The sequence below is a fragment of the Pseudomonas sp. genome, from assembly GCF_002796985.1.
In the GTDB taxonomy this organism is placed as follows: Bacteria; Pseudomonadota; Gammaproteobacteria; order Pseudomonadales; family Pseudomonadaceae; genus Pseudomonas.
The window spans coordinates 184035-199916 of the sequence record NZ_PEKX01000007.1 but is presented as its reverse complement, the minus strand read 5'-3'; the positions used below and the strand labels follow the sequence as shown (position 1 = coordinate 199916).

Genomic DNA, 15882 nt, shown 5'->3' with positions numbered 1-15882 from the left:
TCAGACTGCCCTCGCAATCACCAATTGATTCCCACCCCCATCACCAGGCGCCGATCGCTGTTGTCCGGAGCATCCGCCTTGAAGGTTATCTTTTCCCATTCCGTACGCACGTTCAGGGACGCCCAGGAAGTCACCTTGTAACGAAGTCCCAGCCGTCCTCGCGATATGGTGTCGATGTCGTACAAATACTCCGACTCCATTTTTTCCATCATTTTCTGGTAAGTGCCATCGCTGAACAGCTCAAGGCGTTTGGCTAGCAGAAAGTGCCTGTAGTCCCAACCAAGGGCTGACGAATAAACCTTCAGCTGTTCGGGATAAGTGAGTTCAAGCTCGCTGCGGTAGATCAGTGCCGTCAGGGAGAATGCGCCCGTTTCATCGTCCCAGAACTGATATCCCGGCCCGGTCGCCACATCCCGCTCAATCGCCAGTTCATCGACCCAATCGCGCCAGTACTCCAGGCGCCCCTGCCAGAACCAGTGCTCCCCCCAGAAGCGGTCGAGTGCGTACTGAAGGTTGTAATTGTCAGTGGCGACATTGGCATCCTTGACTTCGCGGTGATACTCACCCTCCAAGGTATTCCGCCAATTACGGTTACGCACGACCGTCTTGGCCCTTACGTCGACCTTGTCGGTGTCTTTCGCCGCCCGTTTCTGGTCCATGGCTGCATCGACGTTGCCACTCCACCGCCAATCCTTGGCGATTGGCGTGTGCGGCACGACTTGCCGAACATCGGCAAGCGCTACGGAGCGCGGAGCGCTGCCATCCAGGCCAACCTGCCCGGGCTGGCCAGCCTGCAATCCATGCAGCAGTTGTTGTTCACCTCCCTTGAAGCGGACCATCAGGTCCTGAACGCTTTCAACACTGGAAATCTTGCTGCCCTCGATCGTTATCACGCCTGCGAAGTCGGTGTTGAGCAACAACTTGCCACTGTCGTAGAGCTTGATCTTGCCGGAGAGACGGTCACCGCTCTTGAGCCAGACAGTGTCGGCGAGGCTCGGAAGGCTGTAGAGGCAGGCAGCGGCAAGGAACAGCAGGATTCTGGAAAACATCGCAGGGCAACGGGGACCAGGAAATGGCCGGAAAGTATCCGGGCGGGCACCGGCGATTAGCCGCCTCGGCCGGACGTACGACAGGCCGGATGCCCCGGCCGGGAGCGCGATCACATTTTGGCGGTGGCGTCCGCGGGTATGCCGCCTTGGCGCATCCAGCTATCCTGTGCAGCAAGCCGACACGCGTGATGCCCCATGCCAGAGCGATGTAAAGACTCACCCGCCGATCGCACCCAGGAAAGCCTGCAGATGCGCCGCGAAGCGATCTTCCTGGTGATCGCCCAAGTGCCCGAAGGCTGCGTCATCACCTACGGCGATGTCGCCCGCCTCGCCGGCCTGGGCCGCGCGGCTCGGCTGGTGGGCCGCACCCTCGGGCAGCTACCAGAAGGCACACGCCTGCCCTGGCACCGGGTGATTGCTGCCGGCGGGCGCATCAGCCTGCCCATCGGCACCGTCTCGGGGAACGAGCAGCGCGCACGATTGCGTGCGGAAGGTGTCAGAATCCATAACGATCGGGTGGACATACGTCGGCACGGCTGGCCTAGCGGCGAGCAGTCCTAGTAAAGTTCGCAAGAATTTTCGTCCTGCTGGAAAACACCCCATGAAAGAGCACTCCTGGCGAGAGGCATGGATTGCCTACAAGTCTCCCGCCAGCCTCGCGCTTTTGCTGCTGGGATTCGCCGCCGGCCTGCCTTACATGCTGGTGCTCTCCACCCTCTCGGTGTGGTTGCGTGAAGCGGGTGTCGCTCGGGAAACCATCGGATTCGCCAGCTGGATCGGGCTGGTCTACGCGTTCAAGTGGGTGTGGTCGCCCATGCTCGACCAATGGCGCCTGCCCTTCATCGGCCGCCTGGGTCGCCGCCGCTCCTGGCTGGTGTTCTCCCAGGGGCTGATCGCCATCGGCCTGCTCGGCATGGCCCTGTGCAACCCGCAAGCGCACCTGAACTGGCTGATCGCCCTGGCGATGGTGGTGGCCTTTGCCTCCGCCACCCAGGACATCGCCATCGACGCCTACCGCCTGGAAATCGCCGAGAACACTCGCCAGGCCGCGCTGGCCGCCTGCTACATGACCGGCTATCGGGTCGCCGTACTGTTCGCCACCGCTGGCGTGCTGTTTCTCGCCGAATGGGCCGGCTCCAGTGCCCTGCACTACAGCCAGTCGGCCTGGGCGCTGACCTATGCCGTGTGCTCGCTGGCAATCCTGCCCGGCCTGATCACCACGCTGCTGATGAAAGAACCGCCGGTCAACGTACAGCCGCAGGCTGGCAGTTCGGCTTTCGCCTTCAACCACCAACTGCTCTCGGTGCTGACCCTGCTGGTGCTGTTGATCTCCGTGCCAGCCATGCTCACTGCGCTGACCGCGCAAGCCTGGCCGCGCGCCGCGTTGTACGCGATCTTCATCGGCATCTGCATGACGCCCCACGGGCGCCGGCAGATCCGCCCGGTGCGCGAACTGCTGTCGAAAGTGCGCCGTCCGCTGCTGCTGGCCGTGCACGGGCGCGGCCTGCCGCAGTTCGATTTCGTGCACCAGGCCGTGTCGGTGATCGTGCTGATCATCCTGCTGGTGACCGGCGCCGCCTTCATCAACATGACCGAAGCTGGCAAGTGGTGGCTCGCCATCCTCTACCTGCTGATCGCCCTGAGTTGTATTTCCGCCCCCGGCCGCCTGCTGATGGCGCCGGTGCTGACCCCCATCACCGAGTTCGTCCGCCGCTACCGCTGGCAGGCGCTGCTGCTGCTCGGGCTGATCTCCACCTATCGCATGTCCGACACGGTCATGGGCACCATGGCCAGCGTGTTCTACATCGACATGGGCTTCACCAAGGACACCATCGCCACCGTCAGCAAGCTGTTCGGCGTGATCATGACCCTGGTGGGCGCGGCAGCCGGCGGTGTGCTGATCGCTCGCTTCAGCATCCTGCCGATCCTGTTCATCGGCGGTGCGGCCTCGGCGGCGACCAACCTGCTGTTCGCCATGCTGGCGCAGATGGGTGCGATCGATGACCCACACCTGTTGGGCCAGAACGTGTTTGCCCTGCTCAAGGTGCTGGAGCCTCACGTCACCATGCTGGTGGTGACCATCATGCTCGACAACTTCAGTGGCGGCCTGGCCACCTCGGCCTTCGTCGCCTACCTGTCGAGCCTGACCAACCTGAAGTTCTCCGCGACCCAGTACGCCATGCTCAGCTCCACCATGCTGTTGCTGCCGCGCTTCATCGGCGGTTATTCCGGCACCATGGTCGAGGGCATGGGTTACGAGCGATTCTTCTTCTTCACTGCCCTGCTCGGCGTCCCCACGCTATTGCTGATCGGCTGGCTGTGGCTGCACCGCAAGAACGACATGACCAACGGCGCCGCCGAGGAATCCACGGAAACCACAGCGCAGCACCCCAGCGCCGAACGTCACTGACCCTTGCCATGAAGCAGCGCCCACGAAAAAGGCCGGCAAATGCCGGCCTTTTTCGTTCACGCTCATGGCGGTCAGTCCGCCAGAACCTCAATCGGCGAGAACCGCGGCCTCTTCCCCTTTGACCACTCGCACCACCTTGTGAGGCGCCAGGTCGATAGCGGCGTCGCGCAGACGCAAACGTACCTGCTCGTTGAGCATGAAGGTGACGCCCCAGTAGTCGGAGTTGGCGGTCCACAGGCGCAGTGACAGGGTCACCGAGCTCTCACCCAAGCCAGCGACCACAACCACCGGTGCAGGCGATTTGAGTACGCGCGAATCGTCCGCCAGCTCCTTGAGAATGGCGCGCGCGCTTTCCAGGTCGGCGTCATAGGCCAGCTTCACGTCGAAGATCACCTGACGGGTCGTCTGGGTCGAAGTGTTGGTAATGATACCGTTGGACAGGGCGCCGTTAGGCACGACCACGGTGCGGTTGTCACCGGTGCGCAGTACGGTGTGGAAGATCATGATGTTGTCCACGGTGCCGGACACGCCCTGAGCCTCGATCCAGTCGCCGATCTTGAACGGGCGGAACAACAGGATCAGCACGCCACCGGCGAAGTTCGACAGGCTGCCCTGCAGCGCCAGGCCGATGGCCAGGCCGGCGGCGCCGATGGCAGCGACGAAGCTGGTGGTCTGGATGCCGATCATCGAAGCCACGCTGACCATCAGCAGGATCTTCAGGACGATATTCACCATGCTGCCAATGAAGCCCTGCAGCGCCTTGTCCACATGTTTGGTCGATAGCAGACCACCGATGCGACGGGTAAACAGATTGATCACCCACCAGCCGATCAACAGCGTCAACAGCGCCAGCACGGCATTGCCCAGATAAGCCAGGACCACCGGTGTCCACGCCTCCGCACTGTGCATGATCTGCTCGTAATTCATATCCATGGATGCAGGCCCCTTGTCTATTGCCATTCCAAAAACAAAACCGCCATGGCAAGCCATGGCGGTCGGGAGTTCGCCGAGCGACTCTTAACTGCGACGTCGCGCGAGCGATGAGGTTCCCCAGCTTTTCTTCAGTTGCGTATATCAGTCGCGGAAATTGTTGAACTGCAGCGGCATGCCGAGGGACTCGCCGCGCAGCAGCGCGATGGCTTCCTGCAGGTCATCGCGCTTCTTGCCGGTGACGCGTACCTGCTCACCCTGGATGGCGGCCTGGACCTTGAGCTTCTTGTCCTTGATCAGGGCGACGATCTTCTTCGCCAGGTCCTTGTCGATGCCCTCGCGGAAGTCGACTTCCTGCTTGACCACCTTGCCGGAGGCGAAGGAATCCTTGATCTCCATGCACTGCGCGTCAATCTTGCGTTTGACCAGGCTGGAGCGAAGAATGTCGAGCATCTGCTCGAGCATGAAATCCGCTTCGGCGGTCAGGGTGATGGACTTTTCCTTGGCCTCGAAGCTGCACTTGCCCTTCAGGTCGAAACGGCGGTCCAGTTCCTTGGTGGCGTTATCCAAGGCGTTGGTCAGTTCGTGTTTGTCCAGTTCGGACACCACGTCGAACGAAGGCATGACATCTCTCCAGATGGACGGCGCGATGCGGTTCACAGACCGCATCGAGCCTGGCTTGACGATAAAAATGCGCGGTCATTATAACTGACAGACAAGACTGCGCCCGGCCTCTGACATGACGAGCCGGCATTTCCTACCCGTTTCCGAGACAATCCATGCCAACCAACCATCTCAGCATTCTGGTGGTCGACGACGCCAAGTTTTCCAGCGCCATGATCGGCCGCGCGCTGAGTCAGGCCGGTTACCAGAACGTGCGCTTCGCCAGCAGTGCCAGCGAAGCGCTCGACCTGCTGGAAAAGGAACCGGTCAGCGTTCTCCTCGCCGACTGGCTGATGCCCGAGATGGACGGCCTGGAGCTTACCGCCCGGGTGCGTCAGCTCGACGAGAGCGGCGACCACTACACCTACATCATCCTGCTGACCGGCAAGGAGGGCGACAACGCCCTGGCCGAGGCCTTCGACCGCGGCGTGGACGACTTCGTCAGCAAGTCGTCGATGAACGAGCAACTGGTGCCCCGTGTGCTGGCTGCCGACCGCCTGAGCAACACCCTGCAGCGCCTGCTGATGGAAAACCGCCTGCTGACCGAAAACATCACCAGCCTGGAAGAACGCAACCTGGTGGACAGCGCCACCGGCCTGGGCAACCAGCGCTACCTGAAGCAGAAGCTGGCGGACAGCATCCGCCAGGTAGAGTCGCGCGGTGGCGCGGTGTGCTACATGCTGATCGGCCTGCCGGAGCTGGCCGAGCTGGGTCAGAAGCACGGCCAGCCGTTCCAGAACGAACTGCTTCATGGCGTCGCCCGCCGCCTGCAACAACTGGTGCGACCGCTCGACGTGCTGGCGCGCCTGGACAGCCAGCACTTCGCCCTGATCACCCTGCTCGAAGACCTGCAGGAGTGCTCCCCGAGCAGTTTCCGCCGGCTGCACGAGGGCCTTAACCTCAAGGCCTTCAAGACCAGCGAAGGCTTTATCACGCTCAAGGCTGGCATCAGCCTGGTCGGCCTGGACGCCAAGGCGCTGCCGCTGGAGGTCGAGCACCTCATGCAGCAAGGCCGTGCGCTGCTGCCCGACGCCTTCGCCAGCGGACGAATCAACGCCAGCCGCCTGACCGGCCTGCGCTAAACTTCGCGGTAAGCCCCCGAACCCGCGAAGTTCTTCCCATGACCTGGACCATCCTCGGCGCCGGCAGCCTCGGTTGCCTGTGGGCCGCCCGCCTGTCCCGCGCCGGCTTGCCGGTGCGCCTGCTGTTGCGCGACCGCCAGCGCCTCAACGCCTACCACGCCCTCGGCGGCATCACCCTGGTGGAGGACGGTCGCGAAAGCCTCTACCCGATTCCAGCGGAAACTGCCGCCCAGGGTGCGCCGATCCAGCGCCTGTTGCTGGCCTGCAAGGCCTATGACGCCGAGTCCGCCGCCGCCAGCGTGGCCGCGCGCCTGGCTCCCGGCGCCGAGTTGATCCTGCTGCAGAACGGTCTGGGCAGCCAGCAGGCGGTCAGCGCCCACCTGCCGCGCGCCCGCTGCCTGTTTGCCTCCAGTACCGAAGGTGCATTCCGCGAGGCCGACTTCCGCGTGGTGTTCGCAGGTGCTGGGCAGACCTGGCTCGGTGACGAACAGGACGGCCCCGAACCTGGCTGGCTGGCCGATCTGCACCGCGCGGAGATTCCCGTGCAGTGGAGCGGCGACATCCTCGAACGGCTGTGGCGCAAGCTCGCCCTGAACTGTGCGATCAACCCGCTCACCGTGCTGCACCAGTGCCGCAACGGCGAACTGGCCAGCCACCCCGACGAAGTGGCCGGGCTCTGTGACGAACTCGGCCAGCTGCTCCATGCTGGTGGCTACTCCACCGCCGCGCATGAGCTGCAGAGCGATGTGGAGCGCGTGATTGCCGCCACCGCCGCGAACTTCTCCTCCATGTACCAGGACGTCGCCAACGGCCGGCGCAGCGAAATCGCCTACCTGCTCGGCCACGCCTGCCGCGAAGGCGACCGCCTGCACCTGAAACTGCCGCAATTGCGGGCCCTGCACGAGCGCCTGCGCGCTTGCCTGCTGGCGCGCGGATTGCCCGACAACTGATCGCGGGCTACCCTGCCCGCCTCCCCTGTTTTCTCTTTGACACGCCCATGCCTTCACCGATGAACCTGCGCCAGCGCCTGGAAGACCTGCCGGTCGGCCAGAAAGTCCTCGCCGCCCTGCTGGTATTGCTGGCAACCGTGATGCTGGTCGCCAACCTGGCCTTCATCAGCGCGGCCTACTGGATTTCCCAGGACAGCGTCGCGCCCCAGGCCCTGCAGACCATCGGCCGGCTGATCGCCAACCCGGCGCTCAGCGAGCCGGCGCTGTCCTCGCCAACCCAGGCCCAGGTGCTGCTGCGCCAACTGGACGACTACCAGCCCCTGCGCGCCGCCGCGCTCTATGACAGCAACGGCGAGCGCATCGCCCAGACGCCGAGCAACGGCCCGGTCGCCCTGCCCGAACGCCTGGACCACCTGGAACGCTGGCGCCAACACGAATACCGCCTCAACGCCCTGTTCGAGCTGCCGCAGGCCGGCCGCAACAGTGGCTACCTGCTGCTGGTGGCCAGCAGCGAGCTGCCGGGTGCGTTCTACACCGGCACCCTCACCGCCAGCCTGGTGATTCTGGCCGTCTCGGTGCTGCTATGGATGCTCATCGCCCAGCAGATCCGTCGCCTGATTACCCGGCCGATCCGCAGCCTGGAAGAGCTTTCGCGCCAGGTCACCCGCGAAGAGAACTACGCCCTGCGCGCCGAACGCGGCAACGCCGACGAAATCGGCCGCCTGGCCGACGCCTTCAATACCATGCTGACCCGTATCGAGGCCCGCGAGCAGCAGCTCAAGCGCGCCCGCGACGACGCACAGGAAGCCGTGGAGCAGGCCCAGTCGCTGGCCGAGGAAACCCGTCGCTCAAACCGCAAGCTGGAGCTGGAAGTCCAGGTGCGCAGCAAGATCGAGAAGAAGCTCACCGGCTTCCAGCACTACCTCAACAGCATCATCGACTCCATGCCCTCGGCGCTGATCGCAGTGGACGAGCAGCTCTACGTCACCCAGTGGAACCAGGAAGCCAGCCAGCTCTCCGGCACCAGCCTGGACGACGCCGTGAACCAGCCGGTATTCCTCGCCTTCCCGTCGCTCAAGCCCTTCCTGCCGCAGCTCACTCGCGCGGCAGAGCAACACAAGGTCGAGCGCGTCGAGCGCGTCACCTGGGCCCTTACCGACGCGCCGCGCCACTATGCGCTGACCTTCTACCCGCTGATGGGCGGCACCGGTCGCGGCGCGGTGATCCGTATCGACGACATCACCGATCGCCTGGGCATGGAAGAAATGATGGTGCAGTCGGAGAAGATGCTCTCCGTCGGCGGCCTCGCCGCCGGCATGGCTCACGAGATCAACAACCCATTGGGCGCCATCCTGCACAACGTGCAGAACATCCGTCGCCGCCTGTCGGCGGACCTGCCGAAGAACCTCGAAGTAGCCGGCGAAGTGGGCGTGCGCCTGGACGACCTCAACCACTATCTGGAGGCGCGGGAAATTCCCAAGCTGATGGACGGCATCCAGTACGCCGGCTCCCGCGCGGCGAAGATCGTCACCCACATGCTTTCCTTCAGTCGCCGCAGCCACCGCCAGATGGCCGCCTGCGAGCTGCCGGCACTGCTGGAGCAGGCCGTGGAGATCGCCGGCAACGACTTCGACCTCACCGGCGGCTTCGACTTCAAGTCGCTGGAGATCGTCCACGAATACGATCAGCGCCTGGGCCCGGTGCCGGTGATCGCCAACGAGATCGAACAGGTCCTGCTCAACCTCTTGAAGAACGCCGCCCAGGCCATCCACCTGCGCGACGACGAGGAGGAAGGCGAGTTCGGCCGCATCATCCTGCGCACCCGGCTCAATCCGCCGTGGGCGGAAATCCAGGTGGAAGACAACGGCTCCGGCATGCCGGAGAGCGTGCGCAAGCGCATCTTCGAGCCCTTCTTCACCACCAAGGAGGTCGGCCAGGGCACCGGGCTGGGCCTGTCGGTCTCGTATTTCATCGTCACCAACAACCACAAGGGACAGATGGAGGTGCAGTCCGAACTCGGCCTGGGCACCTGCTTCACCCTCCGCCTGCCGCTGGGCAGCGAGATTTCTCCGCCGCTGCCGCTGCTGGCGCGCGATGACCAGGAGCATTGAGCCATGGGCAACCGACTGTCGAAGATCTACACCCGCACCGGCGACGCCGGGGAAACCGGCCTGGCCGATGGCCGCCGCGTGCCCAAGCACCACCCGCGCGTGGAGGCCATGGGCGCGGTCGACGAGCTGAACAGCCACCTCGGCCTGCTACTGGCCGGGCTGCACGAGGCACGTAGCAGCGCGCTGGAAGAAGTGATCAGCGTGCTGGCACCGATCCAGCACCGCTTGTTCGACCTGGGTGGTGAGCTGGCGATGCCGGAATACCGCGCGCTGAACGATGCGGAAGTGGAGCGTCTGGAGCAGGTGATCGACCGCTGGAACGAAGAGCTCGGTCCGCTGAAGAACTTCATCCTGCCCGGCGGCTCGCGCCTGGTTGCCCTCGCTCACCTGTGTCGCGCCCAGGCGCGCAACGCCGAACGCCGCTGCCAGCAGCTGAATGCCGAGGAGCCGCTGGAGGGTGCGGGCCTGCGCTACCTGAATCGGCTGTCCGACCTGTTGTTCGTCGCCGCGCGCTTCATCGCCCGGCGCCAGGGCGTGGAAGAGATACTCTGGCAGGCCGCAGAAAAGCCCGTCTGATCGATACACGGGCTGGAAACTGACCTGCAGGAGCGAGCTTGCGCGCGAACCGCGCGGCACCGTAGCTCGGCCTGTTCGCAAGCAAGCTCGCTCCTACGAAAAGCGCTCGTTGCGCCTCTGATCAGCCTTCGCTTTTCGGCCAGAACGCACGAATCCCCGCCACACCCTGCGCACCGGCCTGCCAGGCGCGCTCGATGTCCTGCGGACCGACACCGCCGAGCAGGAACACCGGCTGGTTGAAGCCGTCGATCAGCTCCTGCGCCGCATCCCATCCCAATGCCGGCTCGCCCGGATGGCTCTCGGTGGGCTGCACTGGCGACAGAGTGACGAAATCCACCCCCATACGCGCCGCCAGCTCCAATTCCTCGGCGCTGTGGCAGGAAGCCGCCAGCAGGCGCTCGCGAGGGAACGGCCGGCCGTCGGGCGCGTACTTGCGCAGTTGCTCGGAGGTCAGGTGCCAGCCGGCCGCCGGGAAGTCTCCCAGCCACTCCAGCGGGCCCTTGAGCATCAGTTGCGCCTTGCCGGCGCAGAGGCCCTGCACATCAACGGCAAGGTCACGGTACTCGGGGCTGTACATGTTCGGCGCGCGTAGCTGGATCAGGCGGATGCCGCTGGCAACGGCCGCCCGCACACCCTGTACCAGTTGCGGGATTTCCAGACCTTCCGGAGTGATGAGGTAGCGATCCGGCAAGCGCGCAGCCTGCACGATCGGCTCATTGGCGGCCGGGAATTCGTAGTCCGGCAGGTCGCGCGGAGCAACCCAGGCCAGCGGCTGGCCCTCGGCGCCGTGGGGTGCGCCAGAGAAGGCGGAGACTTCCCATACATCCAGCAGCACGTGCTTGTCGCTGTAGTCATGCTGCACGCGAATCAGCGGGCGCGCCTGCTCGACATCGATACCCAGCTCCTCCTTCAGCTCGCGGGCCAGGGCGGCCTGCACCACTTCGCCCTCCTCCACCTTGCCGCCAGGAAACTCCCAGAGACCACCCTGGTGCTTGTCGTCCGGACGGCGGGCGATCAGCACCCGGCCATCGAGTCCGCGAATCACGGCGGCGGCGACATGTACTCGTTTCACAGTGCTACTCCTCAATCCGATTCAGGCAGGGCCCGCGCAGACGGGCATTCTACCGTCATTGGCGGTCGGGATCAGGCGCGTTCGACCATCGCCGCGTCCAGCCAGGGACGGAAGGCCGGCCAGGCGTAGATCGCATCGACATAGTTCTGCGCCTCGATGGGCAGGGTCACGCAGTAGCTGCGCAGGCGCGTTGCTACGGGAGCGTAGAAGGCGTCGGCAATGCTGGCGTGGCCAAACAGGAACGGGCCGTCCTGGCCGAACTGCTGACGGCACAGCGACCAGAGTTCGACGACGCGGGCGATATCCGCCTCTACTGCTTCGGGCACTTCCGCCAACGGCTGGTTGCGCTGGAGATCCATGGGCATGTTCGAACGCAGCGCCATGAAACCACTGTGCATCTCGGCGCAGACCGTGCGCGCCAGGGCGCGGGCGGCTTCGCCACGGGGCCAGAGGTGCGCTTCGGGGAAACGTTCGGCGAGGTATTCGGCGATCGACAGGGAATCCCAGATCAGTCCGTGCTCACACTTGAGCGCCGGCACCTTGCCGCTGGGAGAGTGCTCGCGGATGCGCCGAGCGGTGTCTTGGCCGCCCAGGGGAATGAGGATTTCCTCGAACTCGGCGCCGGTGAGCTGCATGGCCAACCAGCCGCGCAGGGACCAGGAGGAGACGTTCTTGCTGCCGATGATCAGGGTGAGGGACATGGAGGCGATGCTCTTGAGGGTCTGTCAGGAGACCTTAGAGCGCGGCAGCCATGAAAACAAATTCCCGATTTTCATCCATCGATGAAAATCAGGAATCCGAGTGGAGCGAGGCGCCGACGTGGGACGGCGCCTGAGCTTACGCAGCGATCAGGTGCGGTATTCAGCGTTGATCTTTACGTACTCATGGGACAGGTCGGTGGTCCAGATGGTCTCGCTGCAGGTGCCACGGCCGAGATCGATACGGATGGTGATCTCTTCCTGGGCCATGACCTTGGCGCCCTGGTCCTCGGTGTAGCTGCTGGCACGGCAGCCGCGGCTGGCGATGGCTACGTCATCGAGGAACACGTCGATCAGGCTGACATCCAGGTCCGGTACGCCCGCACGGCCGACAGCAGCGAGGATGCGGCCCCAGTTCGGGTCCGAGGCGAACAGTGCGGTCTTGATCAGCGGCGAGTGCGACACGGCGTAGCCGACGTCCAGGCACTCCTGGTGAGTGGCGCCGCCGTTCACCTGCACGGTGACGAACTTGGTGGCGCCTTCGCCGTCACGGACGATGGCCTGGGCCAGTTCCATGGAGACTTCCAGCACGGCCTGCTTCAGCGCGGCGAACAGCGCGCCGCTGGCGGCAGTGATTTCCGGCAGCGCAGCCTGGCCGGTGGCGATCAGCATGCAGCAGTCGTTGGTGGAGGTATCGCCGTCGATGGTGATGCGGTTGAAGGACTTGTTCGATGCATCGCGCAGCAAGTCCTGCAGCACGCCCTGGGCGACCTTGGCGTCGGTGGCGATGTAGCCGAGCATGGTGGCCATGTTCGGCTTGATCATGCCGGCGCCCTTGCTGATGCCCGTGACGGTGATGGTCACGCCGTCATGCTGGAACTGACGGCTGGCGCCCTTGGGCAGGGTGTCGGTGGTCATGATGCCGGCAGCCGCGTCGGCCCAGTTATCCACAGACAGGTTGGCCAGCGCGGCGGGCAGCGCGGCTTCGATCTTCTCGACAGGCAGCGGCTCACCGATCACACCGGTGGAGTACGGCAGCACGGCGCTTTCCGCTACGCCGGCGAGTTCCGCCAGTTTGGCGCAGGTGCGGGTGGCATTGGCCAGGCCCGGCTCGCCGGTGCCAGCGTTGGCGTTGCCGGTGTTGGTCAGCAGATAGCGCACCGGGCCGAGGAAGCGGCTGCGTGCCAGGATTACGGGAGCGGCACAGAAAGCGTTGGTGGTGAATACGCCAGCCACGCTGGAGCCCTCGGCACATCGCATGACCACGATGTCCTTGCGGCCGGGTCGCTTGATGCCGGCAGACGCGATGCCGAGTTCGAAACCGGGGACCGGGTGCAGGGTGGACATGGGGCCGAGACCAACAGCCATGTGGCGCGCTCCTTTCTAGTCAAATCAGTGGATCGGATGAGAAAAACGCCGCGAGCGGCAGGGCCGGTCGCGGCGTTGGTATCAGGGTCGGGAGAGGTTATTCCACCTGACCATGACAGTGCTTGTACTTCTTGCCGGAACCGCACGGGCATGGCTCGTTGCGGCCGATTTTCGCTTCGTTGCGCACCGGCTCCATGGGCACGACGTTGCCGGTGCCTACAGGCAGTTCGCCCTCATTCTCCGGCTCGTCGGTGACCTGGTCCATGGACGGCGCGGCGGCATGCTGGAATTGCATGCGCTTGGCCATTTCCTCGGCTTCGCGGCGCAGGCGGGCTTCTTCCTCGGCCGGGTCTTCGCGGCGGACCTGGACGAAGGACATGACGCGGATGGTGTCACGCTTGATGGAGTTCAGCAGTTCCTGGAACAGGTTGAACGACTCGCGCTTGTATTCCTGCTTCGGGTTCTTCTGTGCGTAGCCGCGCAGGTGGATGCCGTGGCGCAGGTGATCCATGGTCGACAGGTGGTCTTTCCACAGGTCGTCCAGCACGCGCAGCAGCATCTGCTTCTCGAAGGTACGCAGGGCTTCGGCGCCAGCGAGGTCTTCCTTCTCGTGGTAGGCAGCCACCAGCTCGGCGAGAATCTTCTCGCGCAGGGTTTCTTCGTAGAGCTTCTCGTCGTCGTCCAGCCACTGCTGGATCGGCAGCTTCAGGCCGAAATCGCTGTACAGCGCGGCTTCCAGACCAGCGACGTCCCACTGTTCAGGCAGCGACTGCGGCGGGATGTGCTCGCTGACGGTGTTGTTCAGGGTCTCTTCGCGGAACTCGGCGATGGTCTCGCCGATGTTGTCGGCCGCGAGCAGGGTGTTGCGCATGTGGTAGATCACCTTGCGCTGCTCGTTGGCGACGTCGTCGAACTCCAGCAGTTGTTTGCGGATGTCGAAGTTGCGGCCTTCAACCTTGCGCTGGGCCTTTTCGATGGCGCTGGTCACCATGCGGTGCTCAATCGCCTCGCCCGGCTGCATGCCCAGGGCTTTCATGAAGTTCTTCACCCGGTCGGAGGCGAAGATGCGCATCAGGTGGTCTTCCAGCGACAGGTAGAAGCGGCTGGAGCCCGGGTCGCCCTGACGGCCGGCACGGCCACGCAGCTGGTTGTCGATACGACGGGACTCGTGGCGCTCGGAAGCGATCACATGCAGGCCGCCCGACTCGATGACCTGCTGGTGGCGCTTCTGCCAGTCAGCCTTGATCTGCGCGACCTGTTCGTCGGTGGGGTTCTCCAGCGCGGCGACTTCCACTTCCCAGTTGCCGCCCAGCAGGATGTCAGTACCCCGACCGGCCATGTTGGTGGCGATGGTGACCGAGCCCGGACGACCGGCCTGGGCGATGATCTCGGCTTCCTTCTCGTGGTACTTGGCGTTCAGTACCTTGTGCTCGATACCGGCGCCCTGCAGCAGTTGCGAGACGTACTCGGACGTCTCGACCGAGGCGGTACCCACGAGGATCGGACGGCCCAGTGCCTGGCACTGCTGCACGTCGGTGATGATGGCGGCGTACTTCTCGTCCTGGGTCAGGTAGACCAGGTCGTTGAAGTCCTTACGGGCGACCGGACGGTGGGTCGGGATCACCACCACGTCGAGGCCGTAGGTCTGACGGAATTCGAAGGCCTCGGTGTCGGCGGTGCCGGTCATGCCGGCCAGCTTGGTGTAGAGGCGGAAGTAGTTCTGGAAGGTGGTCGAGGCCAGGGTCTGGCTCTCGGCCTGGATCGGCAGGTTTTCCTTCGCCTCGATGGCCTGGTGCAGGCCCTCGGAGAGGCGGCGGCCCGGCATGGTACGGCCAGTGTGCTCGTCGATCAGCAGGACCTGGTCGCCCTGGACGATATATTCCACGTTGCGGTGGAACAGGGTGTGGGCACGCAGCGCGGCGTAGACGTGGGTCAGCAGGCTGAGGTTGTGCGCCGAGTAGAGGCTCTCACCCTCGGCCAGCAGGCCGTTCTGGGTCAGCAGTTCCTCGACGTAGGCGTGGCCCTGCTCGTTGAGTTCGACCTGGCGGGTCTTCTCGTCGATGCTGTAGTGGCCCTGCTGGGTCACCTGGCCTTCGACTTCCTCGATGTGGCGCTTCAGGCGCGGAATCAGCTTGTTGATCTTGATGTACAGCTCGGAGCTGTCTTCGGCCTGGCCTGAGATGATCAGCGGAGTCCGCGCCTCGTCGATGAGGATGGAGTCCACTTCGTCGACCACGGCGAAGTTGAGCTCGCGCTGGAACTTGTCTTCCAGGCTGAACGCCATGTTGTCGCGCAGATAGTCGAAGCCGAATTCGTTGTTGGTGCCGTAGGTGATGTCGGAGGCGTAGGCGGCGCGCTTTTCTTCCGGCGGCTGGAACGGCGTGACGATGCCGACGGAGAGGCCGAGGAACTCATACAGCGGACGCATCCAGTTGGCGTCACGACGGGCCAGGTAATCGTTCACCGTAACCACGTGCACGCCTTTGCCGGACAGGGCGTTCAGGTAGACGGCCAGGGTACCCACGAGGGTCTTGCCCTCACCGGTACGCATCTCGGCGATCTTGCCTTCGTGCAGGGTCATGCCGCCGATCAGCTGGACGTCGAAGTGGCGCATGCCCATCACGCGCTTGCCGGCCTCGCGGGCGACAGCGAAGGCTTCCGGAAGAATCTGGTCGAGGGTCTCACCCTTGGCGACACGTGCCTTGAACTCTTCAGTCTTGGCCTTCAGTTGCTCGTCGGAAAGCGGGACCATCTGGGGCTCGAGTGCATTGATGGCCTGGACCTGCTTGGCCATGCGCTTCACTTCGCGCTCGTTCTTGCTTCCAAAGAGTTTTTTCAACAAAGGCGCAAACATATCGACTGGGTCATCCGAACTGGAGAATTGGAGGGCTGCCCGACTGGCTGGCCGCGGCGCGGAACGGCAATGAAGCGGGCATTCTACCCGGAAACTTCCGGGAAAAAAGTGCCGAAGTC

13 protein-coding genes are annotated in these 15882 nt (G+C 64.2%); 6 read left to right on the top strand and 7 right to left on the bottom strand.

The genetic code is table 11. The features are described from left to right. Window positions 1–17: 17 nt before the first annotated feature. Window positions 18–1049 (bottom strand): DUF481 domain-containing protein, encoded by a 1032-nt coding sequence (locus CTR55_RS06460; protein ID WP_296285098.1) that lies wholly within the window; start codon window positions 1047–1049, stop codon window positions 18–20. Between the two features lie 195 nt (window positions 1050–1244). On the opposite strand from CTR55_RS06460, the gene CTR55_RS06455 reads away from it, so the two are divergent. Together CTR55_RS06455 and CTR55_RS06450 are read left to right on the top strand one after the other, a co-directional pair. Continuing rightward, entirely contained in the window at window positions 1245–1610 is a 366-nt protein-coding gene (locus tag CTR55_RS06455) for an MGMT family protein (protein WP_296285097.1), read from the top strand. A 40-nt stretch (window positions 1611–1650) separates the two neighbouring features. Then, window positions 1651–3459: an AmpG family muropeptide MFS transporter gene (locus tag CTR55_RS06450; protein ID WP_296285096.1), complete on the top strand. Its 1809-nt coding sequence runs from the start codon at window positions 1651–1653 to the stop codon at window positions 3457–3459. An 87-nt stretch (window positions 3460–3546) separates the two neighbouring features. Here the strand turns inward: CTR55_RS06450 and CTR55_RS06445 are convergent, their stop codons facing one another. Further along, window positions 3547–4392 (bottom strand): mechanosensitive ion channel family protein, encoded by an 846-nt coding sequence (locus CTR55_RS06445; protein ID WP_296285095.1) that lies wholly within the window; start codon window positions 4390–4392, stop codon window positions 3547–3549. Between the two features lie 141 nt (window positions 4393–4533). Continuing rightward, window positions 4534–5013 (bottom strand): YajQ family cyclic di-GMP-binding protein, encoded by a 480-nt coding sequence (locus CTR55_RS06440; protein ID WP_045209642.1) that lies wholly within the window; start codon window positions 5011–5013, stop codon window positions 4534–4536. Between the two features lie 155 nt (window positions 5014–5168). Between CTR55_RS06440 and CTR55_RS06435 the strand changes: the two genes are divergently transcribed. The 4 genes from CTR55_RS06435 to CTR55_RS06420 are packed head-to-tail and all read left to right on the top strand — an operon-like array spanning window position 5169 to window position 9771. Further along, window positions 5169–6134 (top strand): response regulator, encoded by a 966-nt coding sequence (locus CTR55_RS06435; RefSeq protein ID WP_296285094.1) that lies wholly within the window; start codon window positions 5169–5171, stop codon window positions 6132–6134. 38 nt (window positions 6135–6172) lie between these two features. Next, window positions 6173–7084 (top strand): putative 2-dehydropantoate 2-reductase, encoded by a 912-nt coding sequence (locus tag CTR55_RS06430; protein ID WP_296285093.1) that lies wholly within the window; start codon window positions 6173–6175, stop codon window positions 7082–7084. A 59-nt stretch (window positions 7085–7143) separates the two neighbouring features. After that, window positions 7144–9195, top strand: coding sequence for an ATP-binding protein (locus tag CTR55_RS06425; protein ID WP_296286477.1), 2052 nt, complete (start codon window positions 7144–7146; stop codon window positions 9193–9195). A 3-nt stretch (window positions 9196–9198) separates the two neighbouring features. Beyond that, window positions 9199–9771, top strand: a complete 573-nt coding sequence (locus tag CTR55_RS06420) for a cob(I)yrinic acid a,c-diamide adenosyltransferase (protein ID WP_296285092.1) — start codon at window positions 9199–9201, stop codon at window positions 9769–9771. Window positions 9772–9892: 121 nt separating this feature from the next. On the opposite strand, the gene CTR55_RS06415 is transcribed toward CTR55_RS06420, so the two are convergent. The 4 genes from CTR55_RS06415 to secA form a co-directional block, all read right to left on the bottom strand. Further along, on the bottom strand, window positions 9893–10843 hold the full coding sequence (locus CTR55_RS06415; RefSeq protein ID WP_296285091.1) for a Nudix family hydrolase: 951 nt from the start codon (window positions 10841–10843) through the stop codon (window positions 9893–9895). Window positions 10844–10914: 71 nt separating this feature from the next. Next, complete coding sequence (locus CTR55_RS06410) at window positions 10915–11544, bottom strand: glutathione S-transferase family protein (RefSeq protein ID WP_296285090.1); 630 nt, start codon at window positions 11542–11544, stop codon at window positions 10915–10917. Window positions 11545–11691: 147 nt separating this feature from the next. Continuing rightward, window positions 11692–12909: a bifunctional glutamate N-acetyltransferase/amino-acid acetyltransferase ArgJ gene (gene argJ / locus CTR55_RS06405; RefSeq protein ID WP_296285089.1), complete on the bottom strand. Its 1218-nt coding sequence runs from the start codon at window positions 12907–12909 to the stop codon at window positions 11692–11694. A 97-nt stretch (window positions 12910–13006) separates the two neighbouring features. Then, on the bottom strand, window positions 13007–15763 hold the full coding sequence (secA, locus tag CTR55_RS06400) for a preprotein translocase subunit SecA (protein WP_296285088.1): 2757 nt from the start codon (window positions 15761–15763) through the stop codon (window positions 13007–13009). Window positions 15764–15882 lie beyond the last annotated feature (119 nt).

Bases quoted from the DNA above. Each gene is read 5' to 3' on its own strand.
- CTR55_RS06460 (WP_296285098.1), bottom strand. From the start codon at position 1,049: ATGTTTTCCAGAATCCTGCTGTTCCTTGCCGCTGCCTGCCTCTACAGC.
- CTR55_RS06455 (WP_296285097.1), top strand. From the start codon at position 1,245: ATGCCAGAGCGATGTAAAGACTCACCCGCCGATCGCACCCAGGAAAGC.
- CTR55_RS06450 (WP_296285096.1), top strand. From the start codon at position 1,651: ATGAAAGAGCACTCCTGGCGAGAGGCATGGATTGCCTACAAGTCTCCC.
- CTR55_RS06445 (WP_296285095.1), bottom strand. From the start codon at position 4,392: ATGGATATGAATTACGAGCAGATCATGCACAGTGCGGAGGCGTGGACA.
- CTR55_RS06440 (WP_045209642.1), bottom strand. From the start codon at position 5,013: ATGCCTTCGTTCGACGTGGTGTCCGAACTGGACAAACACGAACTGACC.
- CTR55_RS06435 (WP_296285094.1), top strand. From the start codon at position 5,169: ATGCCAACCAACCATCTCAGCATTCTGGTGGTCGACGACGCCAAGTTT.
- CTR55_RS06430 (WP_296285093.1), top strand. From the start codon at position 6,173: ATGACCTGGACCATCCTCGGCGCCGGCAGCCTCGGTTGCCTGTGGGCC.
- CTR55_RS06425 (WP_296286477.1), top strand. From the start codon at position 7,144: ATGAACCTGCGCCAGCGCCTGGAAGACCTGCCGGTCGGCCAGAAAGTC.
- CTR55_RS06420 (WP_296285092.1), top strand. From the start codon at position 9,199: ATGGGCAACCGACTGTCGAAGATCTACACCCGCACCGGCGACGCCGGG.
- CTR55_RS06410 (WP_296285090.1), bottom strand. From the start codon at position 11,544: ATGTCCCTCACCCTGATCATCGGCAGCAAGAACGTCTCCTCCTGGTCC.
- argJ (WP_296285089.1), bottom strand. From the start codon at position 12,909: ATGGCTGTTGGTCTCGGCCCCATGTCCACCCTGCACCCGGTCCCCGGT.
- secA (WP_296285088.1), bottom strand. From the start codon at position 15,763: ATGTTTGCGCCTTTGTTGAAAAAACTCTTTGGAAGCAAGAACGAGCGC.